Source organism: Mycetocola sp. 2940 (assembly GCF_040548835.1).
GTDB lineage: Bacteria > Actinomycetota > Actinomycetes > Actinomycetales > Microbacteriaceae > Mycetocola_A.
In genome coordinates this window covers 198910-216711 of record NZ_JBEPSK010000006.1, presented here as the reverse complement: position 1 = coordinate 216711, position 17802 = coordinate 198910, and the positions used below count along the sequence as shown (strand labels likewise).

Sequence of the window (17802 nt, the reverse complement as noted above, 5' to 3'; positions counted from 1 at the left end):
CGACATCGCCCAGCATCCGCTCCGAGAACCTCGGACTCATCTCGATCAACACCCTTCAATAATCAGGTGTTGCTCTAACCGTTAGAACCCGCGCGACGATACGGAGCTTTTGCGTCACCGGAAGGTACGGATGCTCCCACGCACGCCGTGAAGGTCACGCCGCGCGGACCTCGATCTCGCCGGGCACGCTGCCGTCGACGCCGAACACGAGCTTGCGGTTCGCGACCTTGTCGCTGAAGAACCGGTCGTGCGAGACCACGACGACCGCCCCGGGAAAGTGCACGAGAGCCCGTTCCATCACCTGGGTGCTGGGCATGTCGAGGTGGTTGGTGGGCTCGTCGAGGATGAGCACCGAGGCCCCGGACAGCAGGCACTGGGCCATCGCGACGCGGGCCCGCTGCCCGCCGGAGAGGTTGCCGATCCGCTGCTTGAGGTCCGCCTCCGAAAACTGGAACATCGACAGGAACCGGCCCACCGACTTGCGGGTCGCCGCGAAGGCGAGGCTGCCCGGCGCGGCATTGACCGCGTGGGTGATCGTGTCGTCGTCATCGAGGTCGGCGAGCATCTGGTTGTACGAGACGACACCGGAGCCCTTAGCCCACAGCGCTTCACCGGAGTCGGCTTTTTCCTCACCGGTGAGCACCCGGAGCAGCGTCGACTTGCCGCTTCCGTTCGCGCCGAGCACGACGATGCGGTTGCCGCGACGGATCTCGAACGTGAGGTCGGAGAACAGAACGTTGTCGCCGTAGGCCTTCGACAGCCCCGTCACCCGGCAGAGGATGTCCTTGACATGAAGGCCGCCGTAGATCTCGGTGATGATCTGGTCGACGGGGCGGGGAGCGCGTGACTTCTTGATCCCGGACAGTTTCTTGTCCAGTCCCCTACTCGCTGCCTTCGCGGCCGCCCGCCGGTCGGCGATGCCCTCGGCTTCGAAGGCCAGGAGCTCGGACTCGTGCACGAACTGCTGTTCGAGGGTCTTGAGCCGGAACTGCTTCTGCACCACATACTCGGCGAAGTTGCCCGGGTATTCGTGCAGGTGGAAGTTCTCAAGCTCGACGATGCGTGTGACAACGGAGTCGAGGAACGTACGGTCGTGCGAGACGATGATCGCCGCTCCGCGGAAGTCCCGGAACCATGCTTCGAGCCATTCGACGCCGGCGACGTCGAGAAAGTTGGTCGGTTCGTCGAGCAGCAGCACGTCGGGCCGCTCGAGCACGATCTTCGCGAGCGCGGCACGGTTGCGCCAACCACCGGACAGGTCGTCGATCGGGCAGGTGCGACGGGCCTCATCGAAGCCGAGACGGGTCAGCGCCTCGTCGATGCGGCGCGGATAGTCCCAGCCGTCGAGTCGATCCATCTCCTCGAACAGTTCTCCCTGGCGGCCGATCAGCGCATCGAGGTCCGCGGTGGGGTCGGCGGCGATGGCTGCGTCGATCGCCGCCAGTTCCGCTTCGACCGCGCGGATCTCGCCGAACACGTCGTTGAGGACCTCGCTGATCGTCGCGGTGCCGTCGAGTTCGGAGAACTGCGAGAAATACCCGATCCGGATGCCGTCGTCCAGCGTGAGTGTTCCGGCATCCGTCGCCACCTGCCCGAGGATCAGCTTGATCAGGGTTGTCTTTCCTGAGCCGTTGCGGCCGATCAGGCCGACGCGGTCACCGGTTTCCAGCCGGAAGAAGGCTTCCCGGAGCACCGGAGTGCTTTCGAATCGCACGCTGACGTCGTTCAGTCGGATCAGGCTCATGCCCGGGTTCTCCTCAAGGATCGTGTCGTTGAGGCGGGGGTTACCTGAACGCTGGAGCTTATCCACCGTAGCTGAACGACCTGTGCGGCCCGTCCTCGGCCTCAGTGGATGAACACCTTGAGCAGGATCATCGCCATCCCGAGCGTTGCGGTCCCGAGGCTGCTGAGCAGGCGCACCGGCCAGCTGTTTCCCCGCGCGGCGGCGACGTGGTAGCCGACCGCAGCGAGGATCGCGACGCCGAGCCATAGTGCGGTCCAGACTGCAAGGTCGTCGGGGATCGCCTCGAGCGCGCCCAACAGGAGCGCGATCGATGGCGGGATGGCGGCGGTGAGGAATCCGACCGAGCGGCGGAGCGCCCGCCGGATCGCCACGCGGAGCGACGTCTCGTCCCCTTCGACGGCGTGGTACCCGGCGACTGTTCCCGCGTAGACGTGAGCGATCCAGAAGACGAGGACGGTTCCGAGGACAAGCTGGAAGGTCTCCCACGAGCTGGCGCCGTATCCGCGGGAGACGACGATCATCCCGCTGACGAGCACGGTTCCGTAGACCGACTCCTCGGTGATGAACTCCAGTTTGGGTGTTGTCGTCACCCGTCCATTGTTACGCGGCCCCGGATCGTTCATCGCGTGCTCCGTCGACCGCATGGCGGGAGGATTTCTCGGATGATCCCTCCCATGAGCTTCCTCCGTGACCTGCCCCGCGACATACGAGGCGCTTTTCCGCCAGCGTTCCCCCGGATGCGGCTCACGATACCGATGGGAGGATGGTGCCGAATCATCCGGTGCGGGTGAGCGGCCCAGGAAGATGTCGGGACCGTGTGAGATAATTGACCCAGCCAAGCTTGCGGCTCCAGAACCTCCCACCCGTGTGGGAACGTCCTGTCCGCGCGCCCATGTCATCTGGCGCACGAGCGAGTCGTGCGCCTCGCCTTGGGACGACCGTCACCGGCGGAATGAATTCACGTTCACCCGGCCGGTGAAGTCGAGTGTGGCGCTTATTGCGCACCCGGAGGTACATCCCCATGCAGTTTTCTGAAGGCCAGACCGTCGTCTACCCACATCACGGCCCCGCCACCATCACCTCGATCTTCTCCCGAGTCGTCAAGGGCGTCGAGATCCAATACTTCAAGCTCGAAGTCCACGATTCAGGGCTGTCGGTCAGCGTCCCGGTCGCCAGTGCGGACAAGGTCGGCATGCGCGCGGTCCTCGACTCGACCGAAATGACCGCCCTGTTCGACGTGCTGCGCGCACCCACCCTCGACGAAGAGACCAAATGGTCCCGTCGGATGAAGGACAACCAGGAGAAGCTCAGGGTCGGCGACATCGTGACCGTGGCGAGTGTGGTTCGCGACCTCACGCGCCGCAACGACGACAAAGGCCTTTCCCTCGCGGAACGCGACCTGCTGCGCCACGCACAACGCCCGCTCGTCACCGAGATCGCTCTCGCACTGGGCGTCGACTACGACACAGCCGAGCGGGAACTCCACGAGGCGTTGACCGGCGACACGGCATCCGGTTCCTCAGCGGCAACCGCCGCCGCGTAAGCCTCGACGGCCGCGGTCGTCAGTGGGCGTCGTCGACGAGCTTCAGTCCGACGATGCACCCGATGAGCCCCAGCAGCAGGGCGATTTTGATCCACGAGACGCTCGCGTCGCCGGTGATCATCGACCACGCGACGGTCAGGGCAGCGCCGATGCCCACCCACACCGCATAGGCCGTGCCGATCGGTATGTCGCGCATCGCCCACGCAAGACCGCCCATGCTGACAACGAGCGCTCCACCGAATACCAGCGATGGCCAGAGCTTGGTGAGACCCTCTGATTTGCCCAGCGCCGTCGCCCAGACGGCCTCGAGCACACCGGACGCAAGAAGAATGATCCACGACATGACTGTTCGCTCCTGGCCAGTCTTGTCGCGTTCCGGGTACTGATCCCTCGTCCGGGGCCGCATCCCCGCAGCCTGCCTCGAGAATAGCAAAACCGCGCTTCACCGGCCCGTTTGCTCCGGACTTGCACAGGAACCGGGATGCCGTGCGCTCACGGCATCCGCTCGAAAGCGCTTCCTGTCCGCGGACGTCGGTGTCACGATGGACCCGAGCAACGAGCGAAGGCGGATGCGATGACCCTCGACGTGAGACCGGCCCACGAGTTCGATGACCTGGCAACGATGCTGGGACCGAAGAACCCGCAGTCGTCGGTGTGCTGGTGCCTGTCGTGGCGGTTGAGCTCGAAAGAGAATCGATCGCTGGCGGGGACCGCCCGTGCCGACAAGGTGAGGGAGCTGTGCGCCCGCGAGCTGGCGCCGGGAGTGCTCGCGTACCTCGACGGCGACCCGGTGGGCTGGGCGGGAATCGCTCCCCGGTCGGAGCTCCATCCAATTGAGAATTCCCGCAAGATCCCGCACCTCGACGACCTGCCGGTCTGGTCACTCTGGTGCATCCGGGTGCGGCCCGGATTCCGCAAACAAGGCGTCACCGAAGCGCTCATCGACGGTGCCGTCGATTACGCCCGCGCATCCGGAGCTCCTGTGGTCGAGAGTTATCCGGTCGACAACGAGGGAGAGCGGGTCGACCAGACCATGGCGTTCGTCGGCACGCGCAGCATGTTCGAACGCGCCGGTTTCACCAAAGCCGCCGACACCACCTCGGTGTCGGGCGGTTTTCCGCGCATCCTCATGCGTAGGATGCTCTCCTGACGCCGGCCGCTGCAACGCCAGGTGGGGGCTGACGCGTCGGCTCGCGCAGCATTACGGTGGGCTCATGAGTCCGACGAAGAGCCAGGCAGCGGTGCTGCAGATCGGCGACCGCGAGGTGCAGGTCTCGAACCCGGACAAGGTGGTCTTCCCCGGACCCGGCCTGACGAAACTCGACCTGGTCGAGTACTACCTGGCCGTTGCCGACGGGGCGCTTCGTGGCGTGGCCGGTCGGCCAATGGTCCTCAAACGGTTCGTGAAGGGTATCGACCAGGAGGCTTTCTTCCAGAAGCGAGCACCCGAGAAGCGCCCGGAGTGGATCGACACCGCCACGCTGCAGTACGCGTCGGGCAACTCAGCCGAAGAGGTCGTCGTCCGGGATGCCGCGTCGCTGGCCTGGGTGGTGAATCTCGGTTGCATCGACCTCAACCCCCACCCGGTCCGGGCGGACGATCTCGATCACCCGGACGAACTCAGGGTGGACCTCGACCCGATGCCGGGCGTGGACTGGCGCCAGATCGTCGACGTCGCCATGATCGCCCGGGAGGTCCTCTCCGATCACGGCCTCGTCGGCTGGCCGAAAACATCCGGTTCCCGCGGCATCCACATCTATGCCCGGATCGAGCCACGCTGGGACTTCCGACAGGTGCGGCTGGCCGCTGAGACGCTCGCCCGGGAGGTCGAACGCCGCGCTCCAGGCCTCGCTACAGCGAAATGGTGGAAGGAAGAGCGGGGCGAGAGCGTCTTCGTCGATTTCAACCAGAACGCGAAGGACCGCACCGTCGCGTCGGCGTACTCGGTCCGCCCTCTTCCAGATGCTCGGGTGTCCACGCCGCTCGACTGGGACGAGGTGCCCGGATGCCGTCCGGAGCAGTTCACGGTCCGCACGGTGATCGAGCGATTCGCGGAACGCGGCGACGCGGCATCCGGAATCGACGACGCCGTCGGCGGCCTCGACGCCTTGCTCGCTCTCGCCGAAGAACTGGGCCCCGCCGAGAAGCCGCCGAAGTCGTCCGACGGATCGGGTCGCCGCACCTCGACAATGCCGCTCATCGAGATCGCCCGTGCGAAAACGAAGCCTGAGGCGCTGGCCGGTCTGGAGCGGTGGAAGTCCAGGCATCCGGACGTCGTGACCCTCCTTGAGCCGGCCGATGTGCTCGTCGACGGGATGCGGGGCTCCAGCTCTCTCTGGTATCGGATCCGGGTGAACCTCCAGCACGTACCGGAGAAGGTGCGGCCGGAACAGGCAGAACTCGAGGTCGATTACGACCCGTGGGCGGGGAAGAGCCCGTCGGCATCGTGAGGACGTTCGGGCCCGGTCCGGGCAGTACATGTCACACCATTCGAGTGATGCGCGAGCCGCCAACGGGAATGTAGCTTCTGACGAATCCGAGAAAGGAATCGACATGAGCACCGTGACCAGAACTCGATGGGTCGGCTGGGCGAAATTCGCCGGGGTGATCCTCCTCCTCAGCGGCCTCTTCAACCTCGTCCAGGCGATCGTCGCGCTGGTCGGGCCCAACACCTATTGGGCGGTGGGGGGCGATTCGTTGTGGCTGCTCGATCTGACCGGCTGGGGATGGTGGAACCTCATCGTTGGGGTGCTCCTCGTCATCACGGCGGGTTCGCTCGTCGCCGGGCAGGCCTGGGCGCGGGTCGTCGCCATCATTCTGGCCGCCGCCAGCGCGCTCGGTTCGCTCATCACCCTCCCAGCGCAACCGTGGTGGTCGTTGATCATCATCGCGATCGATGTCCTGATCATTTATGCGCTGATCGTTCATGGGAAAGAACTGCGCATAGCTGAGTGAAGATCGTGGCGACGCCGCGACGGAAGGAGAATCGCATGTCCGGTCGCATCCACATCGACCATTTCACGACACTCGACGGAGTCGCCCAGGCGCCCGGCGGCCCTGAGGAAGACAGCGAAGGCGGTTTCGCGTTCGGTGGCTGGCAGGCGCCCCTGATCGACGACACCGTCGGCGCGCAGGTAGACGAGGGCATCCAGACCATGGACGCCCTGCTACTCGGACGGCGCACCTACGACATCTTCGCCTCGTACTGGCCGTATCAACTCGATGGGCCGGAGGCCGAGATCGCCCGCAAATTCGACGCGATCCCCAAGTACGTCGCGTCGCGGGGCACGCCGGACCTCGCCTGGCGCGACTCACACCTGCTCGGCAGCGACCTCGTCGCGGAGGTGTCGGCGCTCCGCGAGCGGCACCAGGAGATCCACGTGATCGGCAGCATCGAGTTCTCCCGGGCGCTCGTCGTCGACGGCCTGTTCGACCAGCTGAACCTGTGGGTGTACCCGATCGTGGTCGGGCCGGGCAAACGCCTGTTTCCCGACGACGGGCCACCGGCGTCCCTCGAGTTGCTCGGCGCTGGCGCTGTTTCCGAGAAGGGCGCCGTGCTGCTGCGCTACGGGTGGAAGGGTCCCGTTCCGGAGACGGGTGACATGACCTGACTGCTTCGTGACGGCGTTCGCTATGCTGACGGCATGACGGCGCCGCAGATCTATCTCAGCTTTCCCGGCACGGCCCGCGAGGCGCTCAGCTTCTACGCGGATGTCTTCGGCGGAGAGCTTTCGTTGCATACGAACGAGGACTTCGGCCGGAGCGACGGCTCGCCGGATGCCATTGCTCACGGCGTGCTCACCGGCGTCGTCGCCCTCGCGGGATCGGACGCAGCGGCAGGCGAAAAGCCTGTGCGGTTTGAGGGTTTGATGCTCTCCCTGTTGGGAACCGCCGTCCCGGAGGTCCTCCACGACTGGTTCGATCAACTCGCCGTCGGGGGCGTCGTCGTGGATCCTCTCGCCCCGAAGCCGTGGGGCGCGTCGGATGGCCAGGTCATCGACCGCCACGGCCTGCACTGGCTCATCGGATACGAACCCGAGTGACCCGCAACCGCGAGTTGCTACGTTTGTGGCGGTGTGACCGCGATCGCACCCCTGCACGTTCAGCATCTCGCGGGGGCGGTTGACGGTCGCCTGTGCCTGAGTAGCATGACCGCATGTCCGGTCGCATCGTTGCACGCACACTGTCCGCCGCCGCACTGGGTGCGCTCCTGATCGTTTCAGGAACACCCGCGGTCTTCGCCGCCCCGCAGGCGCCGCCCGGCAACTTCGAGGAGGTCATCGGGCTGCCCAACGGGTTCCAGCCCGAGGGGATCACGATCGGGCCCGGTGGCACTGGCTACGTCGGCTCGCTCGCCAACGGCGACGTGTACGTCTTCGATGCGCGAACGGGCGAGGAGATCAGGACGCTCGACGGCCCCGGCACACCATCCGTTGGCCTGAAGATCGACAAGCGGGGCCGGCTCTTCGTCGCGGGCGGCGACACCGGGGAGGGTCGGGTCGTGGATGCCGTCACCGGCGAACTCCTCCGGAATTACACCTTTCACAGTGAGCCGACGTTCATCAATGATGTCGTCGTCACGCGTGACGCTGCCTGGTTCACCGACAGCCAGCAGGCACAGCTCTACAAGGTTCCGCTCGGACCCGGCGGTGCACTTCCGGCGGAGAATGCGTTCGAGGTCGTCGCCCTGACGGGTGACTGGGAGCAGGCGGTGGGATTCAACGCCAACGGTATCGCCGAGACCCCCGACCATCAGGCGCTTCTCGTGATCCAGTCGTCCACGGGACTCCTGTACCGCGTGGATCCCCAGAGCGGCGTCGCCACGATCGTGGACCTGGGCGGTGCATTGCTCACCAACGGCGACGGGCTGCTCGTCGTCGGGCGCACGTTGTACGTCGCCCAGAACTTCTTGAACACGGTCGCCGTCGTCCGCCTCGACCCGGCCGGCACCAGTGGCGAACTCGTCGACGAAATCACTGACACCGACTTCCAGATCCCGACGACGATCGCGAGGTTCGGCAGCGGCCTCTACCTGCCGAACGCGCGCTTCGACACGGAGCCGACGCCGGACACGGAGTACTCCGTGGTGCGCATCGACCGGTGACCACCCGCGCGAGATGCTGGGGTTGCAGGGTTGCGACGCCCCTGCACCACCGCAAAGACAGCAAGTGGTGTGGTTGTGAGGGTCTACGTGATGGCGTACACGCGTGATGATGCGTGATCGTCGTGGACAGCCGGCTTGAGCGAGCGCAATTCCGCCAGCTGCGTGATGAGGTCGACCCGTTGCGTATCGGACGGCACGAAGGAGCCGTCGTGCATCTGCTCGGTGACGTACCGGATGGCGATGTTCGTCTTTGTCAGCACCAGCCGGAGAGAGCCCAGGACCGGCCGCAGGGCGTCTACGCCGCGCGTCCCACCCCCAAGTCCTCCGTAGCTGACGAAGCCGACTGGCTTGCCCACCCACTCGTGGTAAAGAAAATCGATGGCGTTCTTGAGAGCGGGCGAAAAGCTCCGGTTGCACTCGGGCGTGACGAAAAGGAAAGCGTCAGCGGCCTGAACCCTGGCACTCCAGAGCCAGGTGTGCCGTTTGGTGTACTGCTGGTCCCTCGGATGCCCCGGCTCATCCATGAACGGAAGGTTCAATTCGGCGAGGTCGACGAAGTCGATTTCGATATCAGTGGCCTCGGTCACCAGTTCGTGTACCCACAGGGCGACGGAAAGGCCGACACGCTGTGGCCTCACGCTGCCGAGGATGATCATGAGTTTCATCGGCGCTACCGGTGACTGAACTGGTGCTGAGTCGAACATGGGGATCGCTCCTTCTCTCGCGCTGCCGGTGAACTCGGTTCCTGCTTTCGAGTCGTAGACACAAGCTCCCAGAGGTTCCTCAAGGACGCGCCAAGATCCGCGAAATTTTGTCCCAATGTCTGCTGCGATGCAACGCCGGTTGCTGGATGTGCGGTAGTTCCGGTGCGTGCGCACCCGTCAAAGGCAGCGCCTCGCGGGGCTAGACGTTGAAGCGGAACTCCACCACGTCTCCATCAGCCATGACGTAGTCCTTGCCCTCCATACGGGCCTTGCCTTTGGCCCGAGCCTCAGCGACGGAACCCGTCTCGACGAGGTCGTCGAACGAGATGACCTCGGCCTTGATGAAGCCGCGCTCGAAGTCCGTGTGGATGACACCGGCCGCCTGTGGCGCCTTCGCCCCCTTCGGGATGGTCCAGGCGCGAGATTCCTTCGGTCCTGCCGTGAGGTAGGTCTGCAGGCCGAGTGTGTCGAATCCGACGCGCGCGAGCTGGTCGAGCCCTGACTCGGCCTGGCCGGTCGAGGCGAGGAGCTCGGCGGCGTCTTCGGGGTCGAGATCGATAAGTTCGGATTCGAGCTTCGCGTCGAGGAAGATCGCCTTCGCCGGCGCCACCAGAGCGGCCAGTTCGGCCAGCTTGACGTCGTCCTGCAGCACGCCCTCGTCGATGTTGAAGACGTAGATGAACGGCTTCGAGGTGAGCAGTCCCAGTTCACGGATCGGCTCGAGGTCGAGCCCTGAGCTGGAGAGCGGCTTGCCGGTGTCGAGATATTCCTTCGCGGCCAGAGCGGTGTTCAACACGATCGGGTCGAGCTTCTTGCCCTTGACCTCTTTCTCGAAGCGCGACTGCGCCTTCTCGAGGGTCTCCAGGTCGGCGAGGATCAGTTCCGTGTTGATGGTCTCCATGTCGCCGGCCGGGTCGACGGCACCGTCGACGTGGATGACGTCTTCGTCGGAGAATCCGCGAATGACCTGCGCGATGGCATCCGCTTCTCGGATGTTGGCGAGGAACTTGTTGCCGAGCCCCTCCCCCTCGCTGGCGCCGCGCACGATCCCGGCGATGTCGACGAACGACACGGCCGCAGGCAGGATGCGTTCGCTGCCGAAGATCCCTGCCAGCACGCCGAGGCGCGCGTCGGGCAGGTTCACCACACCGATGTTCGGTTCGATCGTCGCAAACGGGTAGTTTGCCGCGAGCACCGAGTTCTTGGTGAGTGCGTTGAAAAGGGTTGACTTGCCGACGTTAGGGAGACCGACGATACCGATAGTTAGAGCCACGAGGGTCTATCGTACCGGGCCGACCTCCGAGGACTCTGCGTCGAGCGCAATCGGCGACGCCGGAGCGACGCGCCCGGTCCGCGGTGGACGACTGGTCAGCCAGACACCGGCGATGACGAGGGCTCCGCCGAGAACCTGCACGAGCGTGATCGGCGTGCCCATCGCAAGCGCCATCAGCGCCGTGAACACCGGCATGAGGTTGAGGTAGATCCCCGCCCGCCCGGCGCCGATCTTCTTCACCGAGATGTTCCAGAGCATCAGGCTCAGTACCGAGGGGAACAGCCCGATGTACAGCACGCCCCACCAGCCGGCGCTGTCGAGGGTGATCGGGCCGCCGATCAGCAGCGTCACCGGTGCGAGGACGGCGGCAGCGAACACCGACTGAACGGCGGCGGATGTCACGGGTCCCGTCTTCAGCGTCCGTCCGAGAATCGTGTACACGGTCCACACCATGACCGCACCGAGCATCCACAACCCGCCGACGTTGTACTCGGTGGTGAACACCTCGAGCAGTTTGCCGTTGGTGAGAATGAGGAACACGCCGACGAGGGAGGTGACCAGCCCGAGGCTGCTGGTTCGTCGAATCCGCTCGCGAATCAGAAGGGCGGCGACCACGGCGATGAGGACCGGGTTCGTTGCCCCGACGAGCGCAGCGTTCAGTGCCGTGGTGTGCGCGAGGGCCTGGTAGCTGAACAGACAGAAGCCGATGAGGCCGAACGCGGCCTGCAGCAGGTGCATCGGCCACTCGCGGAGGGCGGCACGCCAGTCCGGCTTCTCGATCAGCACGGCGAGCACCACGAGGAACGGTGCGGCGATGGCCCAGCGGATTGCGGTGAGCTGGAGCGGGCTGATCCCACCGGCGAGGAGGTTGCCGACGACGTAGTTGCCTGACCAGAACAGGTTCGCCAACACGAGAAAGAGGTAGACGCGCCACGAAGCCATTACTCGATCGTATCGAGCGGCGCGGGCGCTTCGTGCACCCGTTCGGGCGTTCGAGGGACGCAAACCGCTGTTAAACCCGCAAAGAGGGATCAGAGCGGTTTGAGTCCCTCGAACGCTGCGGGGTGGTTCGCACACGAGCGGTGTCGGCGGTCACTGTCACACTGATTCCATGGACCCTCTCCTGACCCTCCTGCTCGGAGTTCTCCTCGGCGCCCTCGTCGGCGCCCTGGCCACGCTTGTCGTCGTCCGGCGGCGGCAGTACGGATCGGATACCGTCGACCCCGTGGTCGTGGCACGGCACGAATCAGAGCTGGCGCGACTGCGCGCGTCGGAGGCTGAGCGGCATGCGCAACTCGCCGAACTCCTGGCACGCGCCGAGACTCGCGCGGATGCCCTGCAGGACAGGATCGACGCCCAACGCGACCAGTACCAGGACCTCGTGGAACGGCACCGCCGCGAACGCGATGACGAGGCCGAGCGGGCCCGTTCCGAAAGCCGTGTGCTGCAGGCGCTTGCACCGGTGCGGGAGAGCCTGCAGGAGATGCAGCACAAGGTCACTGAACTGGAGACCCAGCGCACCAGGCAGCACGGCGAGCTGGCACAGCAGTTGCGAAGCGCAACCGAATCCGAGGAGAGGCTCCGTTCCACAGCCGAGTCGCTCGCGTCAGCCCTCAACAACAACTCGACCCGTGGCGTGTGGGGCGAAACGCAGCTGCGCAGTGTCGTAGAGGCGGCCGGCCTGCTCGAGCGGGTGAACTTCGATGTGCAGTCGAGCATCACCTCCGACAGCGGTGCAGGGCGGCCCGACATGGTCGTCTACCTCCCCGGCGGCAAGAGCATCGCCGTGGACGCCAAGGTGCCGTTCAGTTCGTACATCGAGGCAAGCGCGATCCCGCTGACGGCATCCGCACCCGAGCTGGCCCGTCGCGCCCAGCTCATGAAAGCGCACGTGAAGGCCGTTCGTGACCACGTGATCGCGCTGGGCAGCAAAACGTACTGGGACGGCCTCGATGCCAGCCCCGAGATGGTCATCGCGTTCATCCCGAGCGAGTCGCTGGTGTCGAGCGCCCTTGAGGCCGACCCCACCATCATGGAGTTCGCGTTCAGCAAGCGCGTCGCGCTGTCCTCCCCCGTGACCCTCTGGTCGGTGCTGAAAACCGTGGCCTTCAGCTGGCAGCAGGATGTCGTCTCCCAGGAGGCGAAGACCCTGTTCGACCTCAGCCGCGAGCTCTACGGCCGGCTCGCCACCATGGCCGGACACATCGACAAGCTCGGGCGATCGGTGAAAGCGACGGTCACCGACTACAACCGGTTCGTCGGCTCACTGGAACGCCAGGTGCTTCCATCGGCTCGCAAACTCAACGTGCTCGACGAGTCGAAGACGATCCCGGCGCTCACCGCGCTGGAGGAGACCGCACGTGACCTCGCCGCCGTGGAACTGGTCTCAGAAATCGACACCGAACGGCTCGCGGCAGGCGGCGATGCGGGCCAGGAGAGTTTGATCACGCGTGAGATCCGGGAGCGCGCGGGCAGCTGACCGCGCGCTTGGCCCTGCGCAACGAGCAGCATCCGTCATCGCACGCTGCGAAGACGAAAAGGGTCGACACTCACAAGGAGTGTCGACCCTTTTGTCGGTTCAGACCTGAGACGCGCCTAGAGCCACTTCTCCGCGAGGTGCTCAGCCACGATGCGACGCATCGTTCCCGACTTCGACCGGAGCACGACGCTCTCGGTGCGGATGATCGACCCGAACCGCCGCACGCCGTCGACGAGCCCTCCATCGGTCACACCGGTCGCCACGAAGAACGTGTTGTCGCTGGCGACGAGCTCATCGGCCTCGTAGACGTAATCCATCTTGAGTCCGGCATCGATGCCCCGCTGTCGTTCCACGTCGTCCTTAGGCGCCATGATGCCCTGAATCAGCCCGCCGAGCGCCTTCACGGCACACGCGGTCACGATGCCCTCGGGGCTGCCGCCGATGCCGACGCACATGTCGATGCGGGTGGTCTCGCGTACGGCGTTGATGCCACCGGCCACGTCGCCGTCGAGCATCAACCGGGTCCCAGCACCCGCTGCGCGGATCTCGTCGATCAGCTGTGCGTGCCGCGGGCGGTCGAGGACGGCGATGGTCATGTCGCCGACGCCCTTGCCCTTCGCTCTCGCCAGGGCACGGATGTTCTCACCGATCGGCTTGCGGATGTCGACGACGCCGATGCCCTCGTGACCGGTGACGAGCTTGTCCATGTAGAACACGCTGGATGCGTCGAGCATGGTTCCGCGGTCAGACACGGCAATCACCGAGAGCGCGTTCTGGCGGCCGGCCGCGGTGAGGCTCGTGCCGTCGATCGGGTCGACGGCGATGTCGCAGGCAGGGCCACGACCGTTTCCGACGCGCTCGCCGTTGTACAGCATGGGGGCTTCGTCCTTCTCGCCCTCACCGATCACGACGACACCATCGAAGTTCACCGTGCCGAGGAAGGCCCGCATGGCGTCGACGGCGGCACCGTCGGCAGCAAGCTTGTCGCCGCGTCCGATGTACGGCGTGGCCCGGATGGCCGCAGCCTCGGTCGCCCGCACGAGTTCGAGGGCGAGGTTGCGGTCGGGGTGGGCGAGGAGGGAGGAGGAATCGGGGGTCACAATGGTCCTTAATCGGAAACGGTGGTTGCGATGGCGGGTTCGCTGTTGACCTGTCCAGCCTACCGGCGCGGGAACGCCAGGACTCCTTACATGAACGGACGTGTGCTCACCTCGCGGTCCGGGCGGTGGTGCGCCGCACCACGATTCCCGGCCCGGCGCTCCACGATGACGTGATGACATGCGAGCCGTGGACGCGCACACCAGGCAGAACCCGCCCGGCTTCGATCCGGCAGTCGGTGATCGCGGTGAGGAACAGCCAGGCGTCGCCGGTGCACAGCTCCGCGAGGGTGAGTACCCGCCCCGTTTCGAGCCCGGCGAGCCGCACCCGCCCTGCCTCCCGACGGCTCTGGGGAGCGAGGCGCGCCTGCATGTGGCCGCCGAGGGCGCGAACCGCTGCGGCGGTGAGAACTCCCTCCGGTGCTCCCCCGATGCCCACAAGCAGATCGATGGCGGTGCCTGACTGCGCGGCAAGCAGGCACCGCTCCACGTCGCCGTCAGCGAAGAGATCGACCTGCGCGCCGGCGGTCCGGGCCGCCGACACGAACGTGTCGTTGCGCGGACGGTCCTGCACGGCGACGACCAGGTCTCCCACCGCGACGCCGCGGGCAGCGGCAAGCCGTGCCAGGTTCTCGGCGAGGGGCGCGCCCAGATCGAGCGACGCACCGGTGGCATCCGTCACCAGCTTCTCCATGTAGTGAGCCGGGCCGATGTCGAACAGCGTGCCACGTTCGGCCACCGCGAGCACCGCGACCGACCCGGGCAGGTTCTCGGCGGCGAGCCGGGTGCCGTCGACAGGGTCGACGGCGATATCCACGCCAGGCCCGGTGCCGGTGCCGAACCGTTCGCCGAGGTGGAGCATGGGGGCTTCGTCCTTTTCCCCTTCACCGACCAGCACGAGTCCGTCGACCTCGATGCCGGCGAGGGCTTCGCGCAGGGCGACGACGGCGACACGGTCCACCTCGATCTTCTTGCCCGAGCCGAGCAGATCGAGAGTGGCGACGGCGGCGCTCCGGGTGGCGCGGGCGAAACCCTCGAGGACGTCGGCGGGCAGGCTGGGGGAAGTCACCCTCCAATCCTGCCCTGTTCACGCGGCTCCTCCGTTCGGGAGCCGCTCGCTACACTGAACCTCGAAAGACATTCCCATCTTGTCAAGGAGAAGATATGCCCGTCGCAACCCCAGAGCAGTACGCAGAAATGCTCGACACCGCAAAGGCGAAGGGTTTCGCCTACCCCGCGTTCAACGTGTCGAGTTCTCAGACCATCAACGCGGTACTCCAGGGACTGACCGAAGCCGGCTCAGACGGGATCATCCAGGTCACCACGGGCGGTGCCGACTACTTCGCCGGCCACACCGTGAAGAACCGCGCGGCAGGGGCCATCGCCTTCGCGAAGTTCGCCACCGAGGTCGCGAAGAACTATCCGATCACGGTCGCGCTCCACACCGACCACTGCCCGAAGGACGCCCTCGACGGCTTCGTGATGCCGCTCATCGCCGCGTCCGAAGAAGAGGTCAAGGCCGGCCGCAACCCGCTCTTCCAGTCGCACATGTGGGACGGATCAGCCGTTCCCCTCGACGAGAACCTCGAGATCGCCCAAGACATGATCAAGCGCACCCGTGCGATCAACGCCATTCTCGAGGTCGAGATCGGTGTTGTCGGCGGCGAGGAAGACGGTGTCAGCCACGACATCAACGAGCACCTCTACACGACCCTCGACGACGCGATCGCCACCGTCGAAGCCCTCGGGCTCGGCGACAACGGCCGTTACATGGCCGCACTGACCTTCGGCAACGTGCACGGTGTCTACGCACCGGGCAACGTGAAGCTCAAGCCGGAACTGCTCAAGGAGATCCAGGACGGCATCGCCGCCAAGTATGGAACCGGCCCGAAGCCTCTGGACCTCGTCTTCCACGGCGGATCCGGCTCGACCGACGCCGAGATCGCCGAAGCCGTCGCGAACGGCGTCGTCAAGATGAACATCGACACCGACACGCAGTACGCCTACACCCGCGCGATCGCCGACTACATGCTGAAGAACTACGCCGGTGTGCTCAAGGTCGACGGTGACGTCGGCAACAAGAAGCTCTACGACCCCCGCGCCTGGGGCAAGGTTGCCGAGTCGGCGATGGCCGCCCGCGTCGTCGAATCGACCCGCCAGCTCGGTTCAGCGGGCCACTCGCGCGGCTGAGCCACCGGCGCGCACACGAAAGACGGATGCCCCGACCAGCGCGGTCGGGGCATCCGTCTTTCTCGTGTGGGCGGGGTTCAGAGCCGGTCAGTTCATCTGGTTCATGTACTCGGTGAACGCAGGATCGCCGACCATCGCGAATGCGACGCAGGCGAAGACGACGACATTGCCGAGAACGCCGAAGACGAGGGGAATCCACCAGGCTTTGCGTCCGCGGCGGAGGGCGCGCATCGACAGCCAGAGGGCGGCTACCCACAGCGCCACGGCGAGGATGAGGGCGGTCCAGCCCAGCGCCGAGCCGAGGGCGAAGGAGGTGTAATCCTCGAGTCCGAGCTGCGCGAACGCCGTGTCGATCGCTGTCGGCAGGTCGACGAGGGCGGACATCGACAGAAGGATCGTCAGCAGGCCGATCCCGAGCAGAGTCATCGTCGCCACCCGGTCACCACTCGGGCCCGCCGGCACGGCCTGGGTTCGCGGAGACCCCTGCACGCTGATGTGACTGGTCGGAGACTCCTTCGACGCGACAGGCATCGACTCGGTGTCGTCGAGCGGAACCTTGATCGCTTTCTTCTGCTCCTCGGGCGTCGCGTATTCGCCGAACTGGGGCCGGGGTCGCTGGGCGTCGCTCATGGCCGGTTCCTTCCGCCGAGCGCCCGTTTGTCCTTGGCACCCTTCAGGTTGGTGCGGAGTTCCTTGGGCAGGGAGAACATCAGGTCCTCCTCGGCCGTCTTCACTTCCTGGACGTCGCGATAACCGGCCGAGGCCAGGCTCTCGAGGACTTCGGTCACGAGAACCTCCGGTACGGAGGCCCCGCTGGTCACGCCGACGGTTTCGACGCCGTCGACCCACTCTTGCTTGATCTCGCTGGCGTAGTCCACCCGGTAGGCGGCCTTGGCGCCGTACTCGAGTGCCACCTCCACGAGGCGGACCGAGTTGGACGAGTTCGCGGATCCGACCACGATCACGAGGTCTGCGTCCTGTGCGACCTTCTTGATCGCGACCTGGCGGTTCTGGGTGGCGTAGCAGATGTCGTCGCTGGGCGGGTCCTGCAGGTTCGGGAACCGGGCACGGAGCCGGCGGACCGTCTCCATGGTCTCGTCGACGCTCAGCGTCGTCTGCGACAGCCAGACCACCTTGTTCGGGTCCTTCACCTGGACGGTGTCGGCTTCGTCCGGGCTTCCGACCAGCGTCGTGTGTTCGGGCGCTTCACCGGCCGTGCCTTCGACTTCTTCATGGCCTTCATGGCCGATGAGGAGGATCTCGAAATCGTCACGGGCGAACCTCACGGCCTCACGGTGCACCTTCGTCACCAGCGGGCAGGTGGCGTCGATGGCCTGCAGACCCCGGTCGGCGGCCGCATTCACCACGGCGGGCGACACCCCGTGCGCACTGAAGACGATGTGAGCTCCTTCGGGGACCTCGTCGACCTCCTCGACGAAGATCGCGCCCTTGCTCTCCAGCTCCGATACGACATGGATGTTGTGGACGATCTGCTTGCGCACGTACACCGGCGAACCGTAGTGCTCGAGCGCCTTCTCGACAGCGATGACGGCACGGTCCACACCGGCGCAGTAGCCACGGGGCGCAGCTAACAGCACCCGCTTATGTCCGACCACCGGGGTATCCTTGAGCCTCGAACGCACGCCGGGAATCCTCGGCATGGGCAGG

At 65.8% G+C, this 17802-nt stretch carries 19 protein-coding genes and 1 riboswitch; of the genes, 9 read left to right on the top strand and 10 right to left on the bottom strand.

Features of this window, described 5'->3' with window-relative positions; genetic code table 11:
* Window positions 1-154 precede the first annotated feature (154 nt).
* Together ABIE24_RS11230 and ABIE24_RS11225 are read right to left on the bottom strand one after the other, a co-directional pair.
* On the bottom strand, window positions 155-1744 hold the full coding sequence (locus ABIE24_RS11230) for an ABC-F family ATP-binding cassette domain-containing protein (protein WP_354499647.1): 1590 nt from the start codon (window positions 1742-1744) through the stop codon (window positions 155-157).
* Between the two features lie 101 nt (window positions 1745-1845).
* Complete coding sequence (locus ABIE24_RS11225; protein WP_354499645.1) at window positions 1846-2334, bottom strand: hypothetical protein; 489 nt, start codon at window positions 2332-2334, stop codon at window positions 1846-1848.
* A 431-nt stretch (window positions 2335-2765) separates the two neighbouring features.
* On the opposite strand from ABIE24_RS11225, the gene ABIE24_RS11220 reads away from it, so the two are divergent.
* Entirely contained in the window at window positions 2766-3287 is a 522-nt protein-coding gene (locus ABIE24_RS11220; RefSeq protein WP_354499643.1) for a CarD family transcriptional regulator, read from the top strand.
* Between the two features lie 19 nt (window positions 3288-3306).
* Here the strand turns inward: ABIE24_RS11220 and ABIE24_RS11215 are convergent, their stop codons facing one another.
* Window positions 3307-3630, bottom strand: coding sequence for a DMT family transporter (locus tag ABIE24_RS11215; RefSeq protein ID WP_354499641.1), 324 nt, complete (start codon window positions 3628-3630; stop codon window positions 3307-3309).
* Window positions 3631-3641: 11 nt separating this feature from the next.
* Window positions 3642-3706: riboswitch (guanidine-III (ykkC-III) riboswitch) on the bottom strand.
* A 155-nt stretch (window positions 3707-3861) separates the two neighbouring features.
* Between ABIE24_RS11215 and ABIE24_RS11210 the strand changes: the two genes are divergently transcribed.
* The 6 genes from ABIE24_RS11210 (at window position 3862) to ABIE24_RS11185 (ending at window position 8391) form a co-directional block, all read left to right on the top strand.
* Window positions 3862-4437: a GNAT family N-acetyltransferase gene (locus ABIE24_RS11210; RefSeq protein WP_354499639.1), complete on the top strand. Its 576-nt coding sequence runs from the start codon at window positions 3862-3864 to the stop codon at window positions 4435-4437.
* Between the two features lie 64 nt (window positions 4438-4501).
* Window positions 4502-5737, top strand: coding sequence for a non-homologous end-joining DNA ligase (ligD, locus tag ABIE24_RS11205; RefSeq protein ID WP_354499637.1), 1236 nt, complete (start codon window positions 4502-4504; stop codon window positions 5735-5737).
* A 103-nt stretch (window positions 5738-5840) separates the two neighbouring features.
* Window positions 5841-6242 carry a DUF7144 family membrane protein gene (locus ABIE24_RS11200; protein ID WP_354499636.1) on the top strand — a complete coding sequence of 134 codons (402 nt, stop codon included), beginning with the start codon at window positions 5841-5843 and terminating at the stop codon, window positions 6240-6242.
* 35 nt (window positions 6243-6277) lie between these two features.
* On the top strand, window positions 6278-6898 hold the full coding sequence (locus ABIE24_RS11195) for a dihydrofolate reductase family protein (protein WP_354499634.1): 621 nt from the start codon (window positions 6278-6280) through the stop codon (window positions 6896-6898).
* Window positions 6899-6931: 33 nt separating this feature from the next.
* Entirely contained in the window at window positions 6932-7330 is a 399-nt protein-coding gene (locus tag ABIE24_RS11190; protein WP_354499632.1) for a VOC family protein, read from the top strand.
* Between the two features lie 113 nt (window positions 7331-7443).
* A complete protein-coding gene (locus tag ABIE24_RS11185; protein WP_354499630.1) occupies window positions 7444-8391 on the top strand; it encodes an SMP-30/gluconolactonase/LRE family protein in 948 nt (315 codons plus the stop codon).
* Between the two features lie 83 nt (window positions 8392-8474).
* Here the strand turns inward: ABIE24_RS11185 and ABIE24_RS11180 are convergent, their stop codons facing one another.
* The 3 genes from ABIE24_RS11180 to ABIE24_RS11170 all read right to left on the bottom strand — a co-directional run bounded on the left by ABIE24_RS11180 (window position 8475) and on the right by ABIE24_RS11170 (window position 11310).
* Window positions 8475-9095, bottom strand: a complete 621-nt coding sequence (locus ABIE24_RS11180; RefSeq protein WP_354499629.1) for an NADPH-dependent FMN reductase — start codon at window positions 9093-9095, stop codon at window positions 8475-8477.
* A 199-nt stretch (window positions 9096-9294) separates the two neighbouring features.
* The gene (gene ychF, locus ABIE24_RS11175; protein WP_354499627.1) at window positions 9295-10368 is read right to left on the bottom strand and encodes a redox-regulated ATPase YchF; all 1074 of its coding nucleotides are present in this window, start codon (window positions 10366-10368) and stop codon (window positions 9295-9297) included.
* Between the two features lie 6 nt (window positions 10369-10374).
* Window positions 10375-11310 (bottom strand): DMT family transporter, encoded by a 936-nt coding sequence (locus ABIE24_RS11170; protein WP_354499625.1) that lies wholly within the window; start codon window positions 11308-11310, stop codon window positions 10375-10377.
* Window positions 11311-11479: 169 nt separating this feature from the next.
* On the opposite strand from ABIE24_RS11170, the gene ABIE24_RS11165 reads away from it, so the two are divergent.
* Entirely contained in the window at window positions 11480-12847 is a 1368-nt protein-coding gene (locus ABIE24_RS11165) for a DNA recombination protein RmuC (RefSeq protein WP_354499624.1), read from the top strand.
* A 116-nt stretch (window positions 12848-12963) separates the two neighbouring features.
* On the opposite strand, the gene glpX is transcribed toward ABIE24_RS11165, so the two are convergent.
* On the bottom strand, window positions 12964-13947 hold the full coding sequence (glpX, locus tag ABIE24_RS11160; RefSeq protein WP_354499622.1) for a class II fructose-bisphosphatase: 984 nt from the start codon (window positions 13945-13947) through the stop codon (window positions 12964-12966).
* Between the two features lie 106 nt (window positions 13948-14053).
* A complete protein-coding gene (locus tag ABIE24_RS11155) occupies window positions 14054-15013 on the bottom strand; it encodes a class II fructose-bisphosphatase family protein (RefSeq protein WP_354499620.1) in 960 nt (319 codons plus the stop codon).
* 95 nt (window positions 15014-15108) lie between these two features.
* Here ABIE24_RS11155 and fbaA point away from each other — a divergent pair, with 95 nt between their 5' ends.
* Window positions 15109-16134: a class II fructose-bisphosphate aldolase gene (gene fbaA, locus ABIE24_RS11150; protein ID WP_354499618.1), complete on the top strand. Its 1026-nt coding sequence runs from the start codon at window positions 15109-15111 to the stop codon at window positions 16132-16134.
* Between the two features lie 87 nt (window positions 16135-16221).
* Here the strand turns inward: fbaA and ABIE24_RS11145 are convergent, their stop codons facing one another.
* Entirely contained in the window at window positions 16222-16764 is a 543-nt protein-coding gene (locus tag ABIE24_RS11145) for a DUF6264 family protein (protein ID WP_354499616.1), read from the bottom strand.
* Window positions 16761-17795, bottom strand: a complete 1035-nt coding sequence (locus ABIE24_RS11140; protein WP_354499662.1) for a 4-hydroxy-3-methylbut-2-enyl diphosphate reductase — start codon at window positions 17793-17795, stop codon at window positions 16761-16763. The genes ABIE24_RS11145 and ABIE24_RS11140 overlap by 4 nt, the downstream gene beginning before the upstream one ends.
* Window positions 17796-17802: the final 7 nt, after the last annotated feature.

Bases quoted from the DNA above. Each gene is read 5' to 3' on its own strand.
- ligD (WP_354499637.1), top strand. From the start codon at position 4,502: ATGAGTCCGACGAAGAGCCAGGCAGCGGTGCTGCAGATCGGCGACCGC.
- ABIE24_RS11195 (WP_354499634.1), top strand. From the start codon at position 6,278: ATGTCCGGTCGCATCCACATCGACCATTTCACGACACTCGACGGAGTC.
- ABIE24_RS11200 (WP_354499636.1), top strand. From the start codon at position 5,841: ATGAGCACCGTGACCAGAACTCGATGGGTCGGCTGGGCGAAATTCGCC.
- fbaA (WP_354499618.1), top strand. From the start codon at position 15,109: ATGCCCGTCGCAACCCCAGAGCAGTACGCAGAAATGCTCGACACCGCA.
- ABIE24_RS11145 (WP_354499616.1), bottom strand. From the start codon at position 16,764: ATGAGCGACGCCCAGCGACCCCGGCCCCAGTTCGGCGAATACGCGACG.
- ABIE24_RS11185 (WP_354499630.1), top strand. From the start codon at position 7,444: ATGTCCGGTCGCATCGTTGCACGCACACTGTCCGCCGCCGCACTGGGT.
- ABIE24_RS11190 (WP_354499632.1), top strand. From the start codon at position 6,932: ATGACGGCGCCGCAGATCTATCTCAGCTTTCCCGGCACGGCCCGCGAG.
- ABIE24_RS11140 (WP_354499662.1), bottom strand. From the start codon at position 17,795: ATGCCGAGGATTCCCGGCGTGCGTTCGAGGCTCAAGGATACCCCGGTG.
- ABIE24_RS11170 (WP_354499625.1), bottom strand. From the start codon at position 11,310: ATGGCTTCGTGGCGCGTCTACCTCTTTCTCGTGTTGGCGAACCTGTTC.
- ABIE24_RS11165 (WP_354499624.1), top strand. From the start codon at position 11,480: ATGGACCCTCTCCTGACCCTCCTGCTCGGAGTTCTCCTCGGCGCCCTC.
- ABIE24_RS11210 (WP_354499639.1), top strand. From the start codon at position 3,862: ATGACCCTCGACGTGAGACCGGCCCACGAGTTCGATGACCTGGCAACG.
- ABIE24_RS11215 (WP_354499641.1), bottom strand. From the start codon at position 3,630: ATGTCGTGGATCATTCTTCTTGCGTCCGGTGTGCTCGAGGCCGTCTGG.
- ABIE24_RS11230 (WP_354499647.1), bottom strand. From the start codon at position 1,744: ATGAGCCTGATCCGACTGAACGACGTCAGCGTGCGATTCGAAAGCACT.
- ABIE24_RS11180 (WP_354499629.1), bottom strand. From the start codon at position 9,095: ATGTTCGACTCAGCACCAGTTCAGTCACCGGTAGCGCCGATGAAACTC.
- ABIE24_RS11220 (WP_354499643.1), top strand. From the start codon at position 2,766: ATGCAGTTTTCTGAAGGCCAGACCGTCGTCTACCCACATCACGGCCCC.